This window comes from Streptomyces sp. NPDC012769 (genome assembly GCF_042901205.1).
GTDB lineage: Bacteria > Actinomycetota > Actinomycetes > Streptomycetales > Streptomycetaceae > Streptomyces.
Window position 1 is genome coordinate 613,297 of sequence record NZ_JBIBCP010000004.1, and the last position, 17,400, is coordinate 630,696.

12 protein-coding genes are annotated in these 17,400 nt (G+C 73.0%); 9 read left to right on the forward strand and 3 right to left on the reverse strand.

Annotation, left to right across the window (positions count from 1 at the left end):
- Positions 1-112: 112 nt before the first annotated feature.
- The 4 genes from ACFY7C_RS24010 to ACFY7C_RS24025 all read left to right on the forward strand — a co-directional run bounded on the left by ACFY7C_RS24010 (position 113) and on the right by ACFY7C_RS24025 (position 6,429).
- Positions 113-2,365 (forward strand): MMPL family transporter, encoded by a 2,253-nt coding sequence (locus ACFY7C_RS24010; protein ID WP_389654064.1) that lies wholly within the window; start codon positions 113-115, stop codon positions 2,363-2,365.
- Positions 2,343-2,909 (forward strand): GNAT family N-acetyltransferase, encoded by a 567-nt coding sequence (locus tag ACFY7C_RS24015; protein ID WP_389654066.1) that lies wholly within the window; start codon positions 2,343-2,345, stop codon positions 2,907-2,909. Before ACFY7C_RS24010 ends, ACFY7C_RS24015 begins: the two co-directional genes overlap by 23 nt.
- Positions 2,910-3,173: 264 nt before the next feature.
- Positions 3,174-3,350 carry a hypothetical protein gene (locus ACFY7C_RS24020; protein WP_389654068.1) on the forward strand — a complete coding sequence of 59 codons (177 nt, stop codon included), beginning with the start codon at positions 3,174-3,176 and terminating at the stop codon, positions 3,348-3,350.
- Positions 3,351-3,357: 7 nt separating this feature from the next.
- Complete coding sequence (locus tag ACFY7C_RS24025; RefSeq protein WP_389654070.1) at positions 3,358-6,429, forward strand: AAA family ATPase; 3,072 nt, start codon at positions 3,358-3,360, stop codon at positions 6,427-6,429.
- Here ACFY7C_RS24025 and ACFY7C_RS24030 read toward each other — a convergent pair.
- The 3 genes from ACFY7C_RS24030 to ACFY7C_RS24040 all read right to left on the reverse strand — a co-directional run bounded on the left by ACFY7C_RS24030 (position 6,313) and on the right by ACFY7C_RS24040 (position 8,914).
- On the reverse strand, positions 6,313-6,624 hold the full coding sequence (locus ACFY7C_RS24030) for a DUF6191 domain-containing protein (RefSeq protein ID WP_389654072.1): 312 nt from the start codon (positions 6,622-6,624) through the stop codon (positions 6,313-6,315). The genes ACFY7C_RS24025 and ACFY7C_RS24030 overlap by 117 nt on opposite strands.
- Before the next feature lie 30 nt (positions 6,625-6,654).
- A complete protein-coding gene (locus ACFY7C_RS24035) occupies positions 6,655-7,791 on the reverse strand; it encodes a PQQ-dependent sugar dehydrogenase (RefSeq protein ID WP_389654074.1) in 1,137 nt (378 codons plus the stop codon).
- Between the two features lie 121 nt (positions 7,792-7,912).
- Positions 7,913-8,914 (reverse strand): aldo/keto reductase, encoded by a 1,002-nt coding sequence (locus tag ACFY7C_RS24040; RefSeq protein WP_389654076.1) that lies wholly within the window; start codon positions 8,912-8,914, stop codon positions 7,913-7,915.
- Between the two features lie 75 nt (positions 8,915-8,989).
- Here ACFY7C_RS24040 and ACFY7C_RS24045 point away from each other — a divergent pair, with 75 nt between their 5' ends.
- The 5 genes from ACFY7C_RS24045 (at position 8,990) to ilvC (ending at position 17,178) form a co-directional block, all read left to right on the forward strand.
- Entirely contained in the window at positions 8,990-9,952 is a 963-nt protein-coding gene (locus ACFY7C_RS24045) for a 2-hydroxyacid dehydrogenase (protein ID WP_389654078.1), read from the forward strand.
- Between the two features lie 713 nt (positions 9,953-10,665).
- Complete coding sequence (locus ACFY7C_RS24050) at positions 10,666-13,422, forward strand: putative bifunctional diguanylate cyclase/phosphodiesterase (RefSeq protein ID WP_389654485.1); 2,757 nt, start codon at positions 10,666-10,668, stop codon at positions 13,420-13,422.
- A 215-nt stretch (positions 13,423-13,637) separates the two neighbouring features.
- Complete coding sequence (locus ACFY7C_RS24055; protein WP_389654080.1) at positions 13,638-15,491, forward strand: acetolactate synthase large subunit; 1,854 nt, start codon at positions 13,638-13,640, stop codon at positions 15,489-15,491.
- A gap of 29 nt (positions 15,492-15,520) precedes the next feature.
- A complete protein-coding gene (gene ilvN / locus ACFY7C_RS24060) occupies positions 15,521-16,048 on the forward strand; it encodes an acetolactate synthase small subunit (protein ID WP_356703138.1) in 528 nt (175 codons plus the stop codon).
- A gap of 128 nt (positions 16,049-16,176) precedes the next feature.
- Positions 16,177-17,178, forward strand: a complete 1,002-nt coding sequence (ilvC, locus tag ACFY7C_RS24065; RefSeq protein ID WP_389654082.1) for a ketol-acid reductoisomerase — start codon at positions 16,177-16,179, stop codon at positions 17,176-17,178.
- The last annotated feature ends 222 nt before the right edge of the window (positions 17,179-17,400 follow it).

A 17,400-nucleotide genomic window follows, 5' to 3' on the forward strand; every position in this document is an offset into this window, starting at 1 on the left:
CCGTCGACCCGTACCCCGGCGCACCCCTGTGAGGATCGCCACGAAAGGGGCAAACGATCACGATTGGCTGCGAGAGTGGGCGGAGCACCGAACCACCCAGGGAGCACGTCCTTTGGCAGCCATCGCACGGTGGTGCATCAAGCACCGCCTCGTCGCCGTTCTGCTCTGGCTCCTCGCCCTCGGCGGGGTCGCCACCGGAGCGGCGATCGCCGGAAGCGCGTACTCCAACGACTACGAGGCCCCCGGCACCGAGTCCGGCCGCGCCACCGCCCTGCTCGAACGGGGCTTCCCCGGCGCCGGCGGCGACAACGGCACCATCGTCTGGCACACCGACCGGGGCAGCGTGCGCGCCGCCGACGTCGAGCAGCGGATGACCGAGATGCTCGACGAGGTCGCCGAGCTGCCCGGCATCGCCTCCGTCACCTCCCCCTACGGCTCCCTGCCCGGTCAGATCAGCGAGGACGGCCGCACCGCCTACGCCGCCGTCACCTTCGACGCCCAGGCCGACGACATCCCCGTCGCCCAGGCCCAGGCCCTCGTCGACACCGCCAAGGCCGCCGCGAGCGACCACCTCCAGGTGGAACTCGGCGGCGGCGCCGTCGCCCTCACCGAGGCGCCCGGCGGCCACATCGCCGAGGCCGTCGGTGTCGTCGTCGCGGCCGTCGTCCTCTTCCTCGCCTTCGGCTCCCTCGCCGCCTCCCTGCTGCCCATCGCGACCGCCCTGGTCAGCGTCGGCATCGCCTACTCCGGGATCGTGCTCCTCGGCCACCTCATGACGGTCGCCGACTTCGCCCCCATGCTCGGCATGCTCATCGGCCTCGGCGTCGGCATCGACTACGCGCTGTTCATCGTGACCCGGCACCGCAAGGGCCTCAAACGCGGCCTGCCCGTGCCCGAGGCCGCCCGGATCGCGGTCGCCACCACCGGCCGCGCCGTGGTCTTCGCCGGCGCCACCGTCTGCATCGCCCTGCTCGGCATGCTCATCCTGCGGCTCGGCTTCCTCAACGGCGTCGCCATCGCCGCCTCCCTCACCGTCGTCCTCACCGTCGCCGCCTCCGTCACGCTGCTGCCCGCGCTGCTCTCGTTCATCGGCATGCGCGCCCTCAGCCGCCGCGAGCGGCGCCAGCTCGCCGAGCACGGCCCCCAGCCCGAGCTGCCCACCGGCTTCGCCGCCCGCTGGTCCGCCTTCGTCGAGCGCCACCCCAAGCTGCTCGGCGCGGTCGCCGCCGTCGTCATGGTGGTCCTCGCCCTGCCGACCTTCTCCCTCCACCTCGGCACCTCCGACCAGGGCAACAACCCGGCCGCCGCGACCACGCGGAAGGCCTACGACCTGGTCGCCGAGGGCTTCGGCCCCGGCGTCAACGGACCGCTCACCCTCGTCGCCTCGCTCGACGGCGCCGACGACCGGCTCGCCCTCGACCGGCTGCCGGCCCGGCTCGCGCACACCGACGGCGTCGAGGCCGTCTCCCCGGTCGCGTACAACAGCTCCGGCGACACCGCCGTCCTCACCGTCGTCCCCGACTCCTCGCCCCAGTCGAAGGCCACCAGCGAGCTCGTCGACCGGCTCCGCGACGACGTCCTGCCGGCCGCCGCCGACGGCTCCTCGCTCCAGGTCCACGTCGGCGGCGTCACCGCCTCCTACGACGACTTCGCCGAGATCATCGTGGGCAAGCTGCCGCTGTTCGTCGGCGTGGTGATCGCGCTCGGCTGCGTCCTGCTGCTGCTCGCCTTCCGCTCGATCGGCATCCCGCTCAAGGCCGCCCTGATGAACATCGCCGCCGTCGCCGCCGCCTTCGGCGTGGTCGTCGCGATCTTCCAGTGGGGCTGGGGGAGCGAGCTGCTCGGCCTCGGCAGCGCGGGCCCGATCGAACCCTTCCTGCCCGTGATCATGGTCTCGGTGCTCTTCGGCCTCTCCATGGACTACCAGGTCTTCCTGGTCAGCCGGATGTACGAGGAGTGGCTGGAGACCGGCGACAACCGCCGGGCGGTCCGGGTCGGCCTCGCCGAGACCAGCCGCGTGATCAACTCCGCGGCGGTCATCATGATCTCCGTCTTCCTCGCCTTCGTCCTCTCCGGCGACCGGGTCATCGCGATGTTCGGCATCGCGCTCGCCGCCGCCGTCGCCCTCGACGCCTTCGTCCTGCGCACCCTGCTCGTCCCCGCCCTGATGCACATGCTCGGCGGGGCGAACTGGTGGCTGCCGCGCGCGCTCGACCGCGTGCTGCCGCGGATCAGCATCGAGACGCCCGAGTGCCGCGTCACGGGCGACACCCGTGCGAAGATCCCCACTCAGGTGATCATTCCGCGGCCGCAACAGGCGGGGCAGGCAGAGGAGAACGAGGATGTTCGCGATATCGCTGGGTGACGACGGTGCCGAGCTGACCCCCCTCCAGCCCTGGCAGGCCGAGGAGTTCCTCGCCCACATCGACCGCGGCCGCGACTTCATCGGCGCCCACGTGGGCCTGCCCGACGTCGTCCCCGACCTGGACTCCGCCCGCGCCCACCTGGTCCGCTACGCCGAGAAGAGCGCGCACGACGCCGGCTACCTCTACGGCATCCGCGTCGACGGCACCCTCGTCGGCGGCGTCATGTTCCGGATCTTCGACACCGAGAACGAGCTCGCCGAGGCCGGCTGCTGGATCGAGCCCGGTTACGCGGGGCGGGGCCTGGTCACCCGCGCCTGCCGGGTCATCATCGACTGGGCGATCGAGCGGCGCGGCATCCACCGCGTCGAATGGCACGTCTCCTCCGCCAACGCCCCCAGCATCGCCGTGGCCCGCCGCCTCGGCATGCGCCGCGACGGCGTCCTGCGCCAGAGCTACCGCTACCGCGGCAAGCGGGCGGACATGGAGGTCTGGTCGGTCCTGGCCCCGGAATGGCGCGCGGCCCGCGCCGCCGAGACCGCCTGAGGCCGGCCTTATGACCGCCTGAGGCCGGCTTGACGACCGCCTGAGACCGGACTGAGGACCGCCTGAGGCCGGCCTGGCGACCGCCTGAGACCGGGCTGAGGACCGCCTAAGGACCTCACGCGGGCGCCTAAGGCCCCTCGTACCCCGAACATGCGGCACACGCCCGATGTGGCCGCACCGCCTGGGCCGCGAAAGTAGAGGCATCGCAAGGAGCGATACCGAAACCGGGACCGGAAACGGGACCGACACCCCAGGGAGAACACGATGTTCGAGTACGAGCTGCACCGCGCCCACCACGCCGAGCTGGTCCGCGAGGCCGCCGCCCAGCGGCTGTCCCGCGAGGCCGTCCGCGCCGCCAAGGCCGCCCGCCGTTCGAGCCGCCGCCAGGATCCCGAGGGGCGGGTGAGCGCCGACCCCCGCCGCTTCGCACGGGCCGCGTGACCCCCGTATGAGCCGGGCGACGGACGCCTGTGCGATGCTCGGCGCCGTGGAGACCAGGTCAGTCAGCCCCGTGTTCGTCGGCCGCGCCGGCGAACTCACCGCCCTCACCGAGGCGCTCTCCCGCGGCGGCGCGGGAGAGCCCCAGGCGCTGCTCGTCGGCGGTGAGGCGGGCGTCGGGAAGACCCGCCTCGTCGAGGAGTTCACCGAACTCGCCCGCGCCCAGGGCGCCGTCGTCGCCGTCGGCGGCTGCGTCGAGATCGGCGCCGACGGGCTGCCCTTCGCACCCTTCTCCACCGCCCTGCGCGCCCTCCACCGGCGCCTGCCCGCCGAGCTCACCGCCGCCGCCGACGGGCAGGAGGGCGAACTCGCCCGGCTGCTCCCCGAATTCGGCGACGTCGGCAGCCACGAGCCCGCCGCCGAGGACGGCACCGCCCGCCTCTTCGAGCTGACCGTACGGCTCCTGGAACGCCTCGCCGCCGACCGCACCGTCGTCCTCGTCCTGGAGGACCTGCACTGGGCCGACGCCTCCACCCGGCACCTGCTCGCCTACCTCTTCCGCACCCTGCACCGCGGCCGGATCGTGGTCGTCGCCACCTACCGCTCCGACGACATCCACCGCCGCCACCCGCTGCGCCCCCTCCTCGCCGAACTCGACCGGCTGCGCTCGGTCCGCCGCATCGAACTCTCCCGCTTCACCCGCGCCGAGGTGCACCGCCAGCTCACCGGAATCCTGGCCGCCGAACCCTCCCCGGCCCTGCTCGCCGAAGTCTTCGAACGCTCCGACGGCAACGCCTTCTTCGTCGAGGAACTCGTCGCCTCCCACGAGTGCGGCCGCGGCACGGCCCCCCTCAGCGAATCCCTCCGCGACCTCCTCCTGGTCCGCGTCGAGACCCTCCCCGAGGACGCCCAGCGGGTCGTCCGGACCGTCGCCGAGGGCGGTTCCACCGTCGAGTTCGACCTGCTCGCCGCCGTCGCCCGGCTCACCGAGGACGACCTCATCGAGGCCCTGCGGGCCGCCGTCGGCGCCAACATCCTCATCGCCGCCGCCGACGGCGAGGGCTACCGCTTCCGCCACTCCCTGGTCCGCGAGGCCGTCAGCGACGACCTGCTGCCCGGCGAACGCTCCCGCCTGAACCGGCGCTACGCCGAAGCCCTGGAGCAGGACCCCGGCCTGGTCCGCGCCGACGTCCGCGCCAACCGCCTCGCCACCTACTGGTACCACTCCCGCGACGCCGCCCGCGCCCTGCCCGCCGTCCTGCGCGCCTCCGTCGAGACCCGCAAGCGCTACGCCTACGCCGAACAACTGCGGCTCCTCGAACGCGCCCTCGAACTGTGGGACGAGGTCCCCGACGAGGTCCGCGACGCCCTGCGCCCCATGGACTACGCCGAGGCCTACCCTCCCTGCGGCTGCGACCCCGAGACCACCCCGCTGCGCTACCTCGACCTGCTCGCCGAGGCCGCCGTCGCCGCCCGGCTCAGCGGCGAACGCGAACGCGCCCTGAAGATCGGCAAGACGGCGCTGCGCCTGCTCGACACGGACGAGGAGCGCGACCCGCTGCGCGCCGCCTGGTTCTGGACCGAGCGGGCCCGGCTCCAGTCCAACCTGGCCCGCGGCGACGGCTGGGCCGAGATCGCCCGCGCCCAGGAACTCGTCCGCGGACTGCCGCCCTCCGCCGTCCACGCCCTCGTGCTCGCCGTCGCCGCCGGCTGGGGCATGCTCCGCAACCCCGGCCCCGACGCCCTCGCCGACGCCGAACGCGCCGTCGAATACGCCCGCCTCGTCAAGGCCGAGGCGATCGAACTCACCGCCCGGGGCACCCTGGGCACCATCATGGTGGCCGCCGGGGACACCGAGCGCGGGCTCGCCGAGCTCCACGAGGTACGCGAACGGACCATGGCCCTCGGCCAGTTCCACGAGGCGGCGCGCACCCATGTGAACCTCTCCTCCTGCCTGGAGGGGCTCGGCCGCTCCCACGAGTCCGTGGAGATCGCCGGCACCGGCATCGACATGGCCCGCTCCCACGGCCTCGTCGACAGCGCGGGCTGGATCCGCGCCAACCTCGCCGAGTCACTGCTCGCCCTCGGCGACTGGGACCGGGGCCAGGAGGAAGCCGAACTGCTGCTGCGCACCGCTGCCGCCGACACCAAGCCCGGCGGCACCGCCCTGATGCTGCTCGGCCTCCTCGCCGTGCTGCGCGGCGAACCCGCCCCGGCCGCCGCCCGACTGGCCGAGGCCGCCGCCCGCTACGGCACCCGCGACCCCATGCCGCAGTACAGCCTGCCGATGGCGCAGGTGGAGACCCTCGTGGCCGCCGCCGAGGGCCGTCTCGCCGACGTACGGGCCATCCTGGCCGCCGCGGCCGAGGCCGGCTTCCCGCCCGGCGCCCACCGCTACGGCTGGCCGCTCGTCCTCGCCGCCGTCACCGCCGAGGCCGACGCCCGGGGCCTGCCGGCCGCCGCCGACGGCCGCCCGGCCGCCCTGGACCTGATCCGCCGCTGCGTACGGAACCTGGCCGCCCCGGCACCCGTCTGGAAGGCCCACTCCCTCCAGGTCTCCGCCGAACTGGCCCGCGCCGAGGGCCGGGACACCGCCGAACGCTGGGCCGAGGTCGTCGCCGCCTTCGAGCCGCTCGACCGCCCCTACGAGCTGGCCCGGGCCAGGCACCGGCTCGCCGACGCCCTGCTCGCCGAGGGCGGCCGGCGCGAGGAGGCCGCCGCGCTGCTCCGCGAGGCCCACGGCACCGCCGTCCGCCTCGGCGCCCACCCGCTGCGCGAGGACATCGAGCTCCTCGCCGCCCGCGCCCGGCTGGCACCCCTCGCCGCCGACCGCGCGGCGCCGGTGGACGCGGACCCCGACCACGACGCCTCCGACGCCTTCGGTCTGACCCCGCGCGAGCAGGACGTGCTGCGCCTGGTCGCCGAGGGCCGCACCAACCGCCAGATCGCCGAGGAGCTGTTCATCTCACCGAAGACGGCGAGCGTCCACGTCTCCAACATCCTCGCCAAGCTGGGCGTCGCCGGCCGTGGCGAGGCCGCCGCCCTCGCCCACCGCCTCCGCCTCCTCGACGCCCCGGTCTGACCCGTCCGACCCGGCGGGCGCGGGAGCCTCGGCGGCCGCGGCCACCCGTATGGTCACCTTCCCGGAGGCCAGGTCTATCGGCCCCTTGTGCCGATCGCCGTCGCCCACGTCCTCCCGGGTCAGGGCGAGCCGCTGCCGCTCGTCGTCGGTGTGCTTGCGGCCCGGCGCGAAGAGCTCTTCCATCAGGTTGAACATGTGCTCGGCCTCCCTCTGAGATGCCGGGTGCTAACCCACCTCCAGCCGGAGGATCCGGTCGTCGCCCGGCCCCGGGGTGCCCCGGGTGTCGGTCTCGCTGGTCACCAGCCAGAGCCGGGCGCCACCGCCGGTCGTCAGGACCGTGCGCAGCCGTCCGTACTCACCCGAGAGGAACGCCTGGGGCTCGCCGGAACGTTCCGCGCCGGAGACCGGGACGCGCCACAGCCGCTCGCCCCTGAGCCCGGCCATCCAGATCGCGCCGCGCGCATAGGCGATCCCGCTCGGCGAGGCCTCCGAGGTGGGCCACTGGGCCACCGGGTCGGTGAACCCGGAGCGGCCCGCACGGCCCTCGACCTCCGGCCAGCCGTAGTTCCGCCCCGGCTCGATCAGATTCAGCTCGTCCCAGGTGTTCTGCCCGAACTCCGCCGCCCACAGCCGCCCGTCCCCGTCCCAGGCCAGTCCCTGCACATTGCGGTGCCCGTACGAATAGACGACCGAGCCCGGGAAGGGGTTGCCGGGCGCCGGGCGGCCCTCCGGGGTCATCCGCAGGATCTTCCCGCCGAGCGAGTCCCGGTCCTGGGCGAGCCCGGTCTCGCCCCTCTCGCCCGTCCCCGCGTACAGCATCCCGTCGGGGCCGAACGCGATCCGCCCGCCGTCGTGGACCGTGCCCTTCGGGATGCCGGTCAGCACCGGCTGCGGCGCCCCGAGCCGGTCACCCGCCCCGCCCCCGTACCGCATCCGGACGATCCGGTTGTCCGAGGCGGAGGTCAGATACGCGTACACCCAGCCGTCGCGCACGGCGAGGCCCATGAGGCCGCCCTCGCCGCCCGGCACCACCCCGGGCACCTCGCCGAGCGGTGTCTTCCGTCCGTCCCCGGCCGAGACGCGGGTGATCGTCCGCTCGTCGCGCGAGGAGACCAGCAGGTCACCGCCGGGCAGCTCGGCCAGGCCCCACGGCGATCTCAGGCCCTCGGTGAGCGTCCCCGCCACCCTCACCGCGGCCCGCGGAGGGCTCGTCGCCGGCGTCGGGGAAGCGGTCGTGGGGGAAGCGGTCGGCGTGGCCGTCGGCCCCCCGTCCCCACCCGAGGGCGACCCGCACCCGGCGGCCAGCAGCAGCGCGGCGACAGCCCCCGCCACGCCCTTCACGACGACCCGGCCTCGACCCATGCTCCCGATCCCTTCCCGCGGCGGTTCCTGCCTTTGATACACCGCCCGGCCCGTTCGGGTTCCCATCCGCCGCGGCGGGTTTCACAAGCCCTGGTCCCAGGAGCCCCGGTCCCAGAAGTCCCTAGTCCCAGGATCCCCTCGGCGCGGGCAGTGCCGCGATCTCCGTCAGGTCCGCCGGGGTGAGCGCCAGGCCGGCCGCCCGCGCGTTCTCCACGGCCCACCGCTCCCGCTTCGCGCCCGGGATCGGGATCACGTGGGGTCCCCGGCCGAGCACCCACGCGAGCGCCACCTGCGCCGGCGTGACGTCCTCGCCGTGGCGGGCCGCCACCCGGCGCAGGCCCGCGACCAGCGGCTGGTTGGCGGCCATCATCTCGGCCGTGAAACGGGGGTGGCGGGCCCGCGGGTCGTCGGCCTCGAAGCCGCCGCCCGGCGTCAGCGTCCCGGTCAGATAGCCGCTGCCCAGCGGCATCGCGGCCAGGAACCCGACGCCCCGCGCCGCGCACCAGGGCAGCAGCCGCACCAGGGCCTCCTGGGACCACACCGACAGCTCGGCCTCGACCGCGCTGACCGGGAACACCTGCTGGATCCGCTCCAGTTGGCGGATCGTTCCCTCGTATCCACCGCCCGCCGCGCCCCGCCGGGTCGAGCGGGCGCCCACCGCGCACAGGCCGAGCGCCCGCACCTTGCCCGCCCGCACCAGGTCGGCCATGGCGCCCCAGGTCTCCTCCACGGGCACCTCGGGGTCGGCCCGGTGCAGCTGGTAGAGGTCGATCACATCGGTCTGGAGGCGGCGCAGCGAGGCGTCACAGGCCCGGCGCACGTACCCGGGGCGACCGTTGGCCACGACGTGCCCGTCGCCCACCAGAAGGCCGCACTTGGTCGACACGAAGGCGTCCGCACGGCGCTCCTTCAGCACCCGCCCGAGCAGCAGCTCATTGGTGAAGGGGCCGTACATGTCGGCGGTGTCGAGCAGGTTCACCCCGGCGTCCAGGGCCGCGTGCACCGTCCGCAGCGAGCGGTCGCCGCGTCGCTGCGAACCGCTGTACGCCCAGCTCATCGGCATGCATCCGAGGCCCACCGCACCCACACCGAGCGCCGCCGCCCCGATCGTCCTGCGCTCCACCTGCCGGTACCCCTCCCTGTGCCGCCCCCCAAAGTAACCAATGGCGCACCGGATCCATCGCATAGCCTCCCGGTCATGACGTTCGATGACACCGCCGCTGACGTGTGGCTTCCGATTCCCGCCGACGAGATCGAGGGACTTCCGGCGCCGGGCGCGTCGGGCCTGAACTACCGCTTCTGGGACGGCGGGCCGGACTTCCCGGCCGATCCGGCGCGCTGCGCCTTCTACGTCGTGCCGTACATGAAGGGCGAGGAGATCGCGTGCCGGCCGCTGGCCGCGATGGCCTCCGTCCGGGCCGTGCAGACCCTGTCCGCCGGCATCGACCACGTGACCCCGGGAGTCGGCGCGCTGCGCCCGGGCGTCCGGCTGTGCAACGCCCGGGGCGTGCACGAGGCCAGCACCGCCGAGCTGACGCTCGCCCTGATACTCGCCTCGCTGCGCGGCATCCCCGGCTTCGTCCGCGGCCAGGACGCGGAGGAGTGGCGGGCCGGCTTCTACCCGGCGCTCGCCGACAAGTCCGTGCTGATCGTCGGCTACGGATCGATCGGCGCCGCCATCGAGGACCGGCTCGTTCCGTTCGAGTGCGCGCGGGTGGTGCGCGTCGCGCGCTCCGCGCGTGCCACCGAGCGCGGTCCGGTGCACGCCCTTTCGGAGCTGCCCGCGCTGCTGCCCGAGGCTGACGTCGTCGTGCTCTCCACGCCGCTGACGGCCGAGACCCGGCATCTCGCCGACGCCGGGTTCCTCGCCCGGATGAAGGACGGCGCCCTCCTGGTGAACGTGGCCCGCGGCCCCGTCGTGGACACGGCCGCGCTCCTGAAGGAGCTGGAGGGCGGCCGGATCACCGCCGCGCTCGACGTCACCGACCCGGAACCGCTGCCGGCCGGGCATCCCCTCTGGCACGCTCCCGGTGTCCTGGTGAGTCCCCATGTGGGCGGTTCCACCTCCGCGTTCATGCCGCGCGCCAAGCGTCTCCTCGCGGCGCAGCTGACCCGGTTCGCGGCGGGCGAGGAGCTCGCCAACGTGGTCCTGACCACCTGACCCGCGGCCCGGGGCGGGTGCGCCCCCGAGTGCGCTGCTCACAAGCCCCCTGTCCGTCACGGAGAGTACTCCACCCCTGTCCCTGAGTGACGATCCTGGTGTATGGTCCCGGAGCGGGGGACTGCGTCGAGAACGGGCAGGCGCTGGGGAGCGAAGTGACGGGACATCAGATTCCGAGGGGGGCGACGGGTGAAGCACGGCCGAGTGACGGACGATCCGACGCGGCGGTGTCGCCGCCGGCCATCCCGCGCCTCGCGGCCACCCTTCCGGACCAGCCGGTCCCTGAGCGGCCCGCCCGCTCGGCGGGACCGCCGACGGACGACCGGGGCGCCGCCGCCCCGGCCGGCCCCGGTGCACCCGCCGTGCCCGGACCCCGCACCGGCGACACCCCCGACCGCCCGGACGGCACCGCCGACGGGCACACCACCGCGGCCGCACCGGACGGCCAGGACGCCCCGGACGCCCCGGACGGCGGCCGGTGCGCCCACGGTGACCTCTCCGGCGGCCGCGGCGGGCACGCCGCCCCCCGCGCCGACCGGCGGGACGACGGCCTCGGCGACGCGCCCCCCGCGCAGGAGCACCCCGGCGAGGCCCCGGAGGCCACGGTGACCACCGGGGCGCTCCTCGGGCGCCGGCCCGTCACCGGCGAGGCCGGGCCGCGCCCCGGACCGGGCGCGCCCGAGCCCGAGCGCCACGGGCCCGGAGCCGGCGGTGTGCTCGCCCAGATCGGCCTCGGACTCGTCTGCGGGGGATACGCCACCGGCGCCGCCCTCGGCTGGGGTTCCGCGCGGATCGCCCTCTTCATGGGCGACTTCGGCCTCAGCGCCGCCGCGCTCGCCGCCGCCGTCTCCTGCTTCCTCTACGCCCGGGGCCGCCACCGCAGCTTCCGCCCGGCCTGGCTCCTGTTCGCCTTCTCCTCCTTCATGGCCGCCGCGGGCAACGCCGTCTGGGGGTGGTACGAGGTCGTGCTCGATCAGGAGGTGCCCAGCCCCTCCTTCGCCGACCTCTGCTTCCTGCTCTTCGCCCCGCCGGCCATCGTCGGCCTGCTCGTCCTCGCCAAGAAGCCGGTGACCAGAGCCGGCTGGGTCTGCCTCGCCCTCGACGCCTGGCTGATCGGCGGTTCCCTGCTCACCCTGTCGTGGAGCCTCGCCCTCGCGCACACCGCCTACGTGCCTGGCGAGAGCGTCGCCAGGGCGGCGCTCTCCCTCGCGTACCCGCTGCTCGACATCGTCCTCGTCAGCATGGTGCTCGCGCTGCACTTCCGCCGCTCCCACGTCAACCGCTCGGCGATCAACACGGCCATCGCCGCCCTCGCGCTCACCGTGCTGTGCGACGCCCTCTTCACCTCGCCGCTGCTGCGCGAGCACTACAGCTCCGGACAGCTCCTCGACGCCGGCTGGTTCGCCGGCTCCCTGCTGCTCGCCTACGCGCCGTGGGGCGTGCGCCGCCCCGCCGACATGCCACCCGCCCCCCGCGCCGCCCGGCAGCCGCACAGCCGCCCCCTCGCCGGGTCGCTCGCCGCCCTCACCCCCTACCTGGCGGCAGCGGTCTGCACGCTCGGCATCCTGTACAACGTCGTCGAGGGACGCAGAGTGGACCGCGTCGTCGTCCTCACCGGCTGCACGGTCGTGCTCGCCCTGGTCGTCCGGCAGGGCATCATGCTGCTCGACAACATCGCCCTCACCCACGAACTGGCCCAGAAGGAGAACCACTTCAGGTCCCTCGTGCAGGGTTCCAGCGACGTCATCATGATCGCCGCGCCCACCGGCATACTCCGCTACGTCAGCCCCGCCGCCTCCGGCGTGTACGGCCGCGAGGCGGAGGAGCTGATCGGCTCCGAGCTGGCCTCCCTCATCCATCCCGAGGACCTGGGCGCCGTCGTCCACGAGGTGCGCCGCTTCCTGGCCGCCCCGCCCTCCGAGGAGCCCACCACCCGGATCGAGTGCCGCTTCCGCTCCGGCCGCGGCGACTGGCTCAACGTCGAGTCCACCGTCAACCGCCACCAGGGCGGCCTGATCTTCAACAGCCGGGACGTGACCGAGCGCGTCCGCCTCCAGGCCCAGCTGCGGCACAACGCCGAGCACGACCCGCTCACCGACCTGCCCAACCGGGCCCTGTTCACCGAACGGGTCCGTGGCGCGCTCAGCGGGCGCCGCTCCTCCGACCCCGGCACCGCCGTGCTCTTCATCGACCTCGACGGCTTCAAGGCCGTCAACGACCGGCTCGGCCACCAGGCCGGCGACGAGCTGCTGGTCCAGGCCGCGCGACGGCTCCAGGACTCCGTACGGGCCGGGGACACCGCCGCCCGGCTCGGCGGCGACGAGTTCGCCGCCCTCATCCTCGGCGACGGCACCCGCGACCAGGCCGACCGCGAGTGCCGGGTCCACGAGATCGCCGACCGGCTGCGGGTCAGGCTCTCCCAGCCGTACCGCCTGGAGAGCGGCAACGAGGTGCGGGTCGCCGCCTCCATCGGCGTCGCCTTCGCCGAGCCCGGCATCGGCGCCGGAGACCTGCTGCGCAACGCCGACCTCGCCATGTACCGGGCCAAGGCCGGCGGCAAGGACCGCGTCGAGCTCTACGCCCCGCAGATGCAGGCCGAGGTGGTCCGCCGCACCGAGCTGGCCGCCCGGCTGCGCACCGCCCTGCACGACGGCGAGTTCGCCCTGCTGCACCAGCCCGTCGTCGACCTGACCACCGGCCGGATCGCCGCCGTCGCCGCCCAGGCCCGCTGGCGCTCCGCCCAGGGCATCCTCTTCACCCCCGCCGAGTTCCTGCGCGCCGCCGACGACAGCGAGCGCACCGCCGAGCTCGGCCGCTGGCTGCTGGAAGAGGCCGTCGAGCAGGCCGCCGAGCGGGCCGGCATCGGCCACCGCACCCCGGTCGCCATCCGGCTCTCCGCCCGCCGCCTGCTCGACCGCTCCCTGCCGCTCGGTTCCGTCGAGTCCCTGCTGACCCGGCACGGCCTGCCCTCCGGCTCCCTGATCATCGAGCTCGCCGACAGCGACCCCCGGGACCCCCGGGTCACCTTCGACGAGCTGGAGCAGCGCCTGGCCGCCCTGCGCCGGCTCGGCGTCAGGATCGCCCTCGACGGATTCGGCAGCGGACATGCGGCGATCAACGCCCTTCGCCGCCTTCCGGTCGACATACTGAAGCTGGACCGCGGCCTGGTCGAGGGCATCGTGGAATCGGCCAGACTGCGCAAGATCACCAGCGGTCTGCTCCGCATCGCCGGCGACCTGGGCATGCAGTCCGTCGCCGACGGCGTGGACATGCCCGAGCAGGTGCTCGCCCTGCGCTCCATGGGCTGCACCCACGGCCAGGGCATGGCCTTCTCGGGGCCACTGGACGAGTACCGGCTGCGCCGGGCCCTGGTGCGGGACGAGTACCCGCTGCCCGGTCCGGTCCCGGTGAGTGTCGGAAACCGTCCCCCGATCCGCTCAAATAGTGAGACGCCCGTCCCACCCACTTGACAGTGACCGCGCGTCGGGGGGAGGGTCAGTGCCATGCGCACCCGAATTCTCGTACTTGGAAAGCGCGTCGGCTGAGGCAGACCGGAACAAGGTCCGCCTGATTCGCACCCGACGCGCTCCCCTCGCTTGCCTCATGGCACGAGGGGTTTTTTGTTGCACTGGCTCATCCCAAAGTCGTCCCAAACCCTCGTAAAACCCTCTGCTTCGAGAAGAGAATGCTGATGACCGAGCAGGCCACCGGGCACCATCCGCAGCCGCGGACCCGTAGCGGCGCACAGCCCGCCACCCCCGTCGAGCACGTCACGGGTGCGCAGTCCCTCATCCGTTCTCTCGAGGAAGTGGGCGCCGACACCGTCTTCGGCATTCCGGGCGGCGCGATCCTGCCCGCGTACGACCCGATGATGGACTCGAAGCGAGTGCGGCACATCCTGGTCCGCCACGAGCAGGGCGCGGGCCACGCCGCCACCGGCTACGCGCAGGCCACCGGCAAGGTCGGCGTCTGCATGGCGACCTCGGGACCGGGCGCCACCAACCTGGTCACGCCGATCGCCGACGCCCACATGGACTCCGTCCCGCTGGTCGCGATCACCGGCCAGGTCGCCTCCAAGGCGATCGGCACGGACGCCTTCCAGGAGGCGGACATCTGCGGCATCACGATGCCGATCACCAAGCACAACTTCCTGGTCACCAAGGCCGAGGACATCCCGCGGACGATCGCCGAGGCCTTCCACATCGCCTCCACCGGCCGTCCGGGACCGGTCCTGGTCGACATCGCCAAGGACGCCCTCCAGGCGAAGACCACCTTCAGCTGGCCGCCGCAGACCGACCTGCCCGGCTACCGCCCGGTGACCAAGCCGCACGCCAAGCAGATCCGCGAGGCCGCCAAGCTGATCACCGCCGCCAAGCGGCCCGTCCTCTACGTCGGCGGCGGCGTCCTCAAGGCCGGCGCCACCACCGAGCTGAAGGTCCTCGCGGAGCTCACCGGCGCCCCGGTCACCACCACCCTGATGGCCCTGGGCGCGTTCCCCGACAGCCACCCGCTGCACGTGGGAATGCCGGGCATGCACGGTGCGGTCACCGCCGTCACCGCGCTGCAGAAGGCCGACCTGATCGTCGCCCTCGGAGCCCGCTTCGACGACCGCGTCACCGGCAAGCTGGACAGCTTCGCCCCGTACGCCAAGATCGTCCACGCCGACATCGACCCGGCCGAGATCGGCAAGAACCGCGCTGCCGACGTCCCGATCGTCGGTGACGCCCGCGAGGTCATCGCCGACCTGGTCCAGGCCGTCCAGGCCGAGCACAGCGACGGCAACAAGGGCGACTACACCGCCTGGTGGAGCGACCTCAACCGCTGGCGCGAGACCTACCCGCTCGGCTACGACCTGCCGGAGGACGGCAGCCTCTCCCCGCAGCAGGTCATCCAGCGCATCGGCAAGCTCGCGCCCGAGGGCACGATCTTCGCCGCCGGCGTCGGCCAGCACCAGATGTGGGCCGCCCACTTCATCGACTACGAGCAGCCCGCCACCTGGCTCAACTCCGGCGGCGCCGGAACGATGGGCTACGCGGTCCCGGCCGCCATGGGCGCCAAGGCCGGCATGCCGGACCGCACCGTCTGGGCGGTCGACGGCGACGGCTGCTTCCAGATGACCAACCAGGAACTGGTCACCTGCGCGCTGAACAACATCCCGATCAAGGTCGCCATCATCAACAACGGCGCCCTCGGCATGGTCCGCCAGTGGCAGACCCTGTTCTACAACCAGCGCTACTCCAACACCGTGCTGCACTCCGGCCCGGACGACGTCAACCCGGAGGCGCGGGGCACCCGCATCCCGGACTTCGTCAAGCTGTCCGAGGCCATGGGCTGTGTCGCCCTGCGCTGTGAGGACCCGGCCGACCTCGACAAGGTCATCGAGCAGGCCAACGCCATCAACGACCGCCCGGTCGTGATCGACTTCATCGTCCACGAGGACGCCCAGGTCTGGCCGATGGTCGCCGCGGGCACCTCCAACGACGAGGTCATGGCCGCCCGGGGCGTCCGCCCCGACTTCGGCGACGGCGAAGACGACTGAAGCGAAGAGCGAAGGAAGAGACCCACACCATGTCCACCAAGCACACGCTCTCCGTCCTGGTCGAGAACACGCCCGGCATCCTCGCCCGGATCGCCGCCCTGTTCTCCCGCCGCGGCTTCAACATCGACTCGCTCGCCGTCGGTGTCACCGAGCACCCCGACATCTCCCGCATCACCATCGTGGTCAATGTCGAGGACCTGCCCCTGGAGCAGGTGACCAAGCAGCTCAACAAGCTGGTCAACGTCCTGAAGATCGTCGAACTCGAGCCCGGCGCCGCGATCCAGCGCGAGCTCGTCCTGGTGAAGGTCCGCGCCGACAACGAGACCCGCTCCCAGATCGTCGAGATCGTCCAGCTGTTCCGCGCCAAGACCGTGGACGTCTCGCCGGAGGCCGTCACCATCGAGGCCACCGGTTCGAGTGACAAGCTCGAGGCGATGCTGAAGATGCTGGAGCAGTTCGGCATCAAGGAGCTCGTCCAGTCCGGCACCATCGCCATAGGGCGTGGCTCCCGGTCCATCACGGACCGGTCGCTGCGGGCCCTCGACCGCAGCGCCTGACACCCCGGACGGTCGACGAGGTCCGACCGCCGGTCCGACCGGCGGTCCGCCTGGCGAGACCCGACAACCTACCTCCCGCACCCCGCCGTACGGTGGGACGCAACATCAGCACCTCAAGGAGATTCCCAGTGGCCGAGCTGTTCTACGACGACGACGCCGACCTGTCCATCATCCAGGGCCGCAAGGTCGCGGTGATCGGTTACGGCAGCCAGGGCCACGCCCACGCGCTGTCGCTCCGTGACTCGGGTGTCGACGTCCGCGTCGGTCTGCACGAGGGCTCCAAGTCCAAGGCCAAGGCCGAGGAGCAGGGCCTGCGCGTGGTCACGCCCGCCGAGGCCGCCGCCGAGGCCGACGTCATCATGATCCTGATCCCGGACCCGATCCAGGCCAAGGTCTACGAGGAGTCCATCGCCCCGAACCTGAAGGACGGCGACGCGCTGTTCTTCGCCCACGGCTTCAACGTCCGCTTCGGCTTCATCAAGCCCCCGGCCGGCGTGGACGTCGCCCTGGTCGCCCCGAAGGGCCCGGGCCACCTGGTTCGCCGCCAGTACGAGGAGGGTCGCGGCGTCCCCGCGATCGCCGCCGTCGAGCAGGACGCCACCGGCAACGCGTTCGCGCTGGCCCTGTCGTACGCCAAGGCCATCGGCGGCACCCGCGCCGGCGTCATCAAGACCACCTTCACCGAGGAGACCGAGACCGACCTGTTCGGTGAGCAGGCCGTCCTCTGCGGCGGAGCCAGCGCTCTCGTCAAGGCGGGCTTCGAGACCCTGGTCGAGGCCGGTTACCAGCCGGAGATCGCCTACTTCGAGTGCCTGCACGAGCTGAAGCTCATCGTCGACCTCATGTACGAGGGCGGCCTGGAGAAGATGCGCTGGTCCGTCTCCGAGACGGCCGAGTGGGGCGACTACATCACCGGCCCGCGCATCATCACGGACGCCACCAAGGCCGAGATGAAGAAGGTCCTCACCGACATCCAGGACGGCACCTTCGCCAAGAACTGGATGGACGAGTACCACGGCGGTCTGAAGAAGTACGACGAGTACAAGACCCAGGACGAGCAGCACCTCCTGGAGACCACCGGCAAGGAGCTGCGCAAGCTCATGAGCTGGGTGAACGACGAGGAGGCGTAAGCCTCTCGGCACAGGGCCGGACACACCGTCCGGCCCTGTGCCACATCCTTGGACACCCCGTCCAACCACGGACGGGTGATCCTTCCAACGAGGCGCAGGAAGTGCGCCGACGCAGCACTACACTGCTCAACAACATCGCGTCTGGCCCACAGCGTCGTGCGCTTTCACGCGGCAAGCCCCCTCCACCGCCTGCGGCCGTCGGGACGGCCGTCCGCACCGCCA

Coding starts and splice junctions, on each gene's coding strand:
- ACFY7C_RS24015 (WP_389654066.1), top strand. CDS start 2,343: ATGTTCGCGATATCGCTGGGTGACGACGGTGCCGAGCTGACCCCCCTC.
- ACFY7C_RS24020 (WP_389654068.1), top strand. CDS start 3,174: ATGTTCGAGTACGAGCTGCACCGCGCCCACCACGCCGAGCTGGTCCGC.
- ACFY7C_RS24025 (WP_389654070.1), top strand. CDS start 3,358: ATGAGCCGGGCGACGGACGCCTGTGCGATGCTCGGCGCCGTGGAGACC.
- ACFY7C_RS24030 (WP_389654072.1), bottom strand. CDS start 6,624: ATGTTCAACCTGATGGAAGAGCTCTTCGCGCCGGGCCGCAAGCACACC.
- ACFY7C_RS24035 (WP_389654074.1), bottom strand. CDS start 7,791: ATGGGTCGAGGCCGGGTCGTCGTGAAGGGCGTGGCGGGGGCTGTCGCC.
- ACFY7C_RS24045 (WP_389654078.1), top strand. CDS start 8,990: ATGACGTTCGATGACACCGCCGCTGACGTGTGGCTTCCGATTCCCGCC.
- ACFY7C_RS24055 (WP_389654080.1), top strand. CDS start 13,638: ATGCTGATGACCGAGCAGGCCACCGGGCACCATCCGCAGCCGCGGACC.
- ilvN (WP_356703138.1), top strand. CDS start 15,521: ATGTCCACCAAGCACACGCTCTCCGTCCTGGTCGAGAACACGCCCGGC.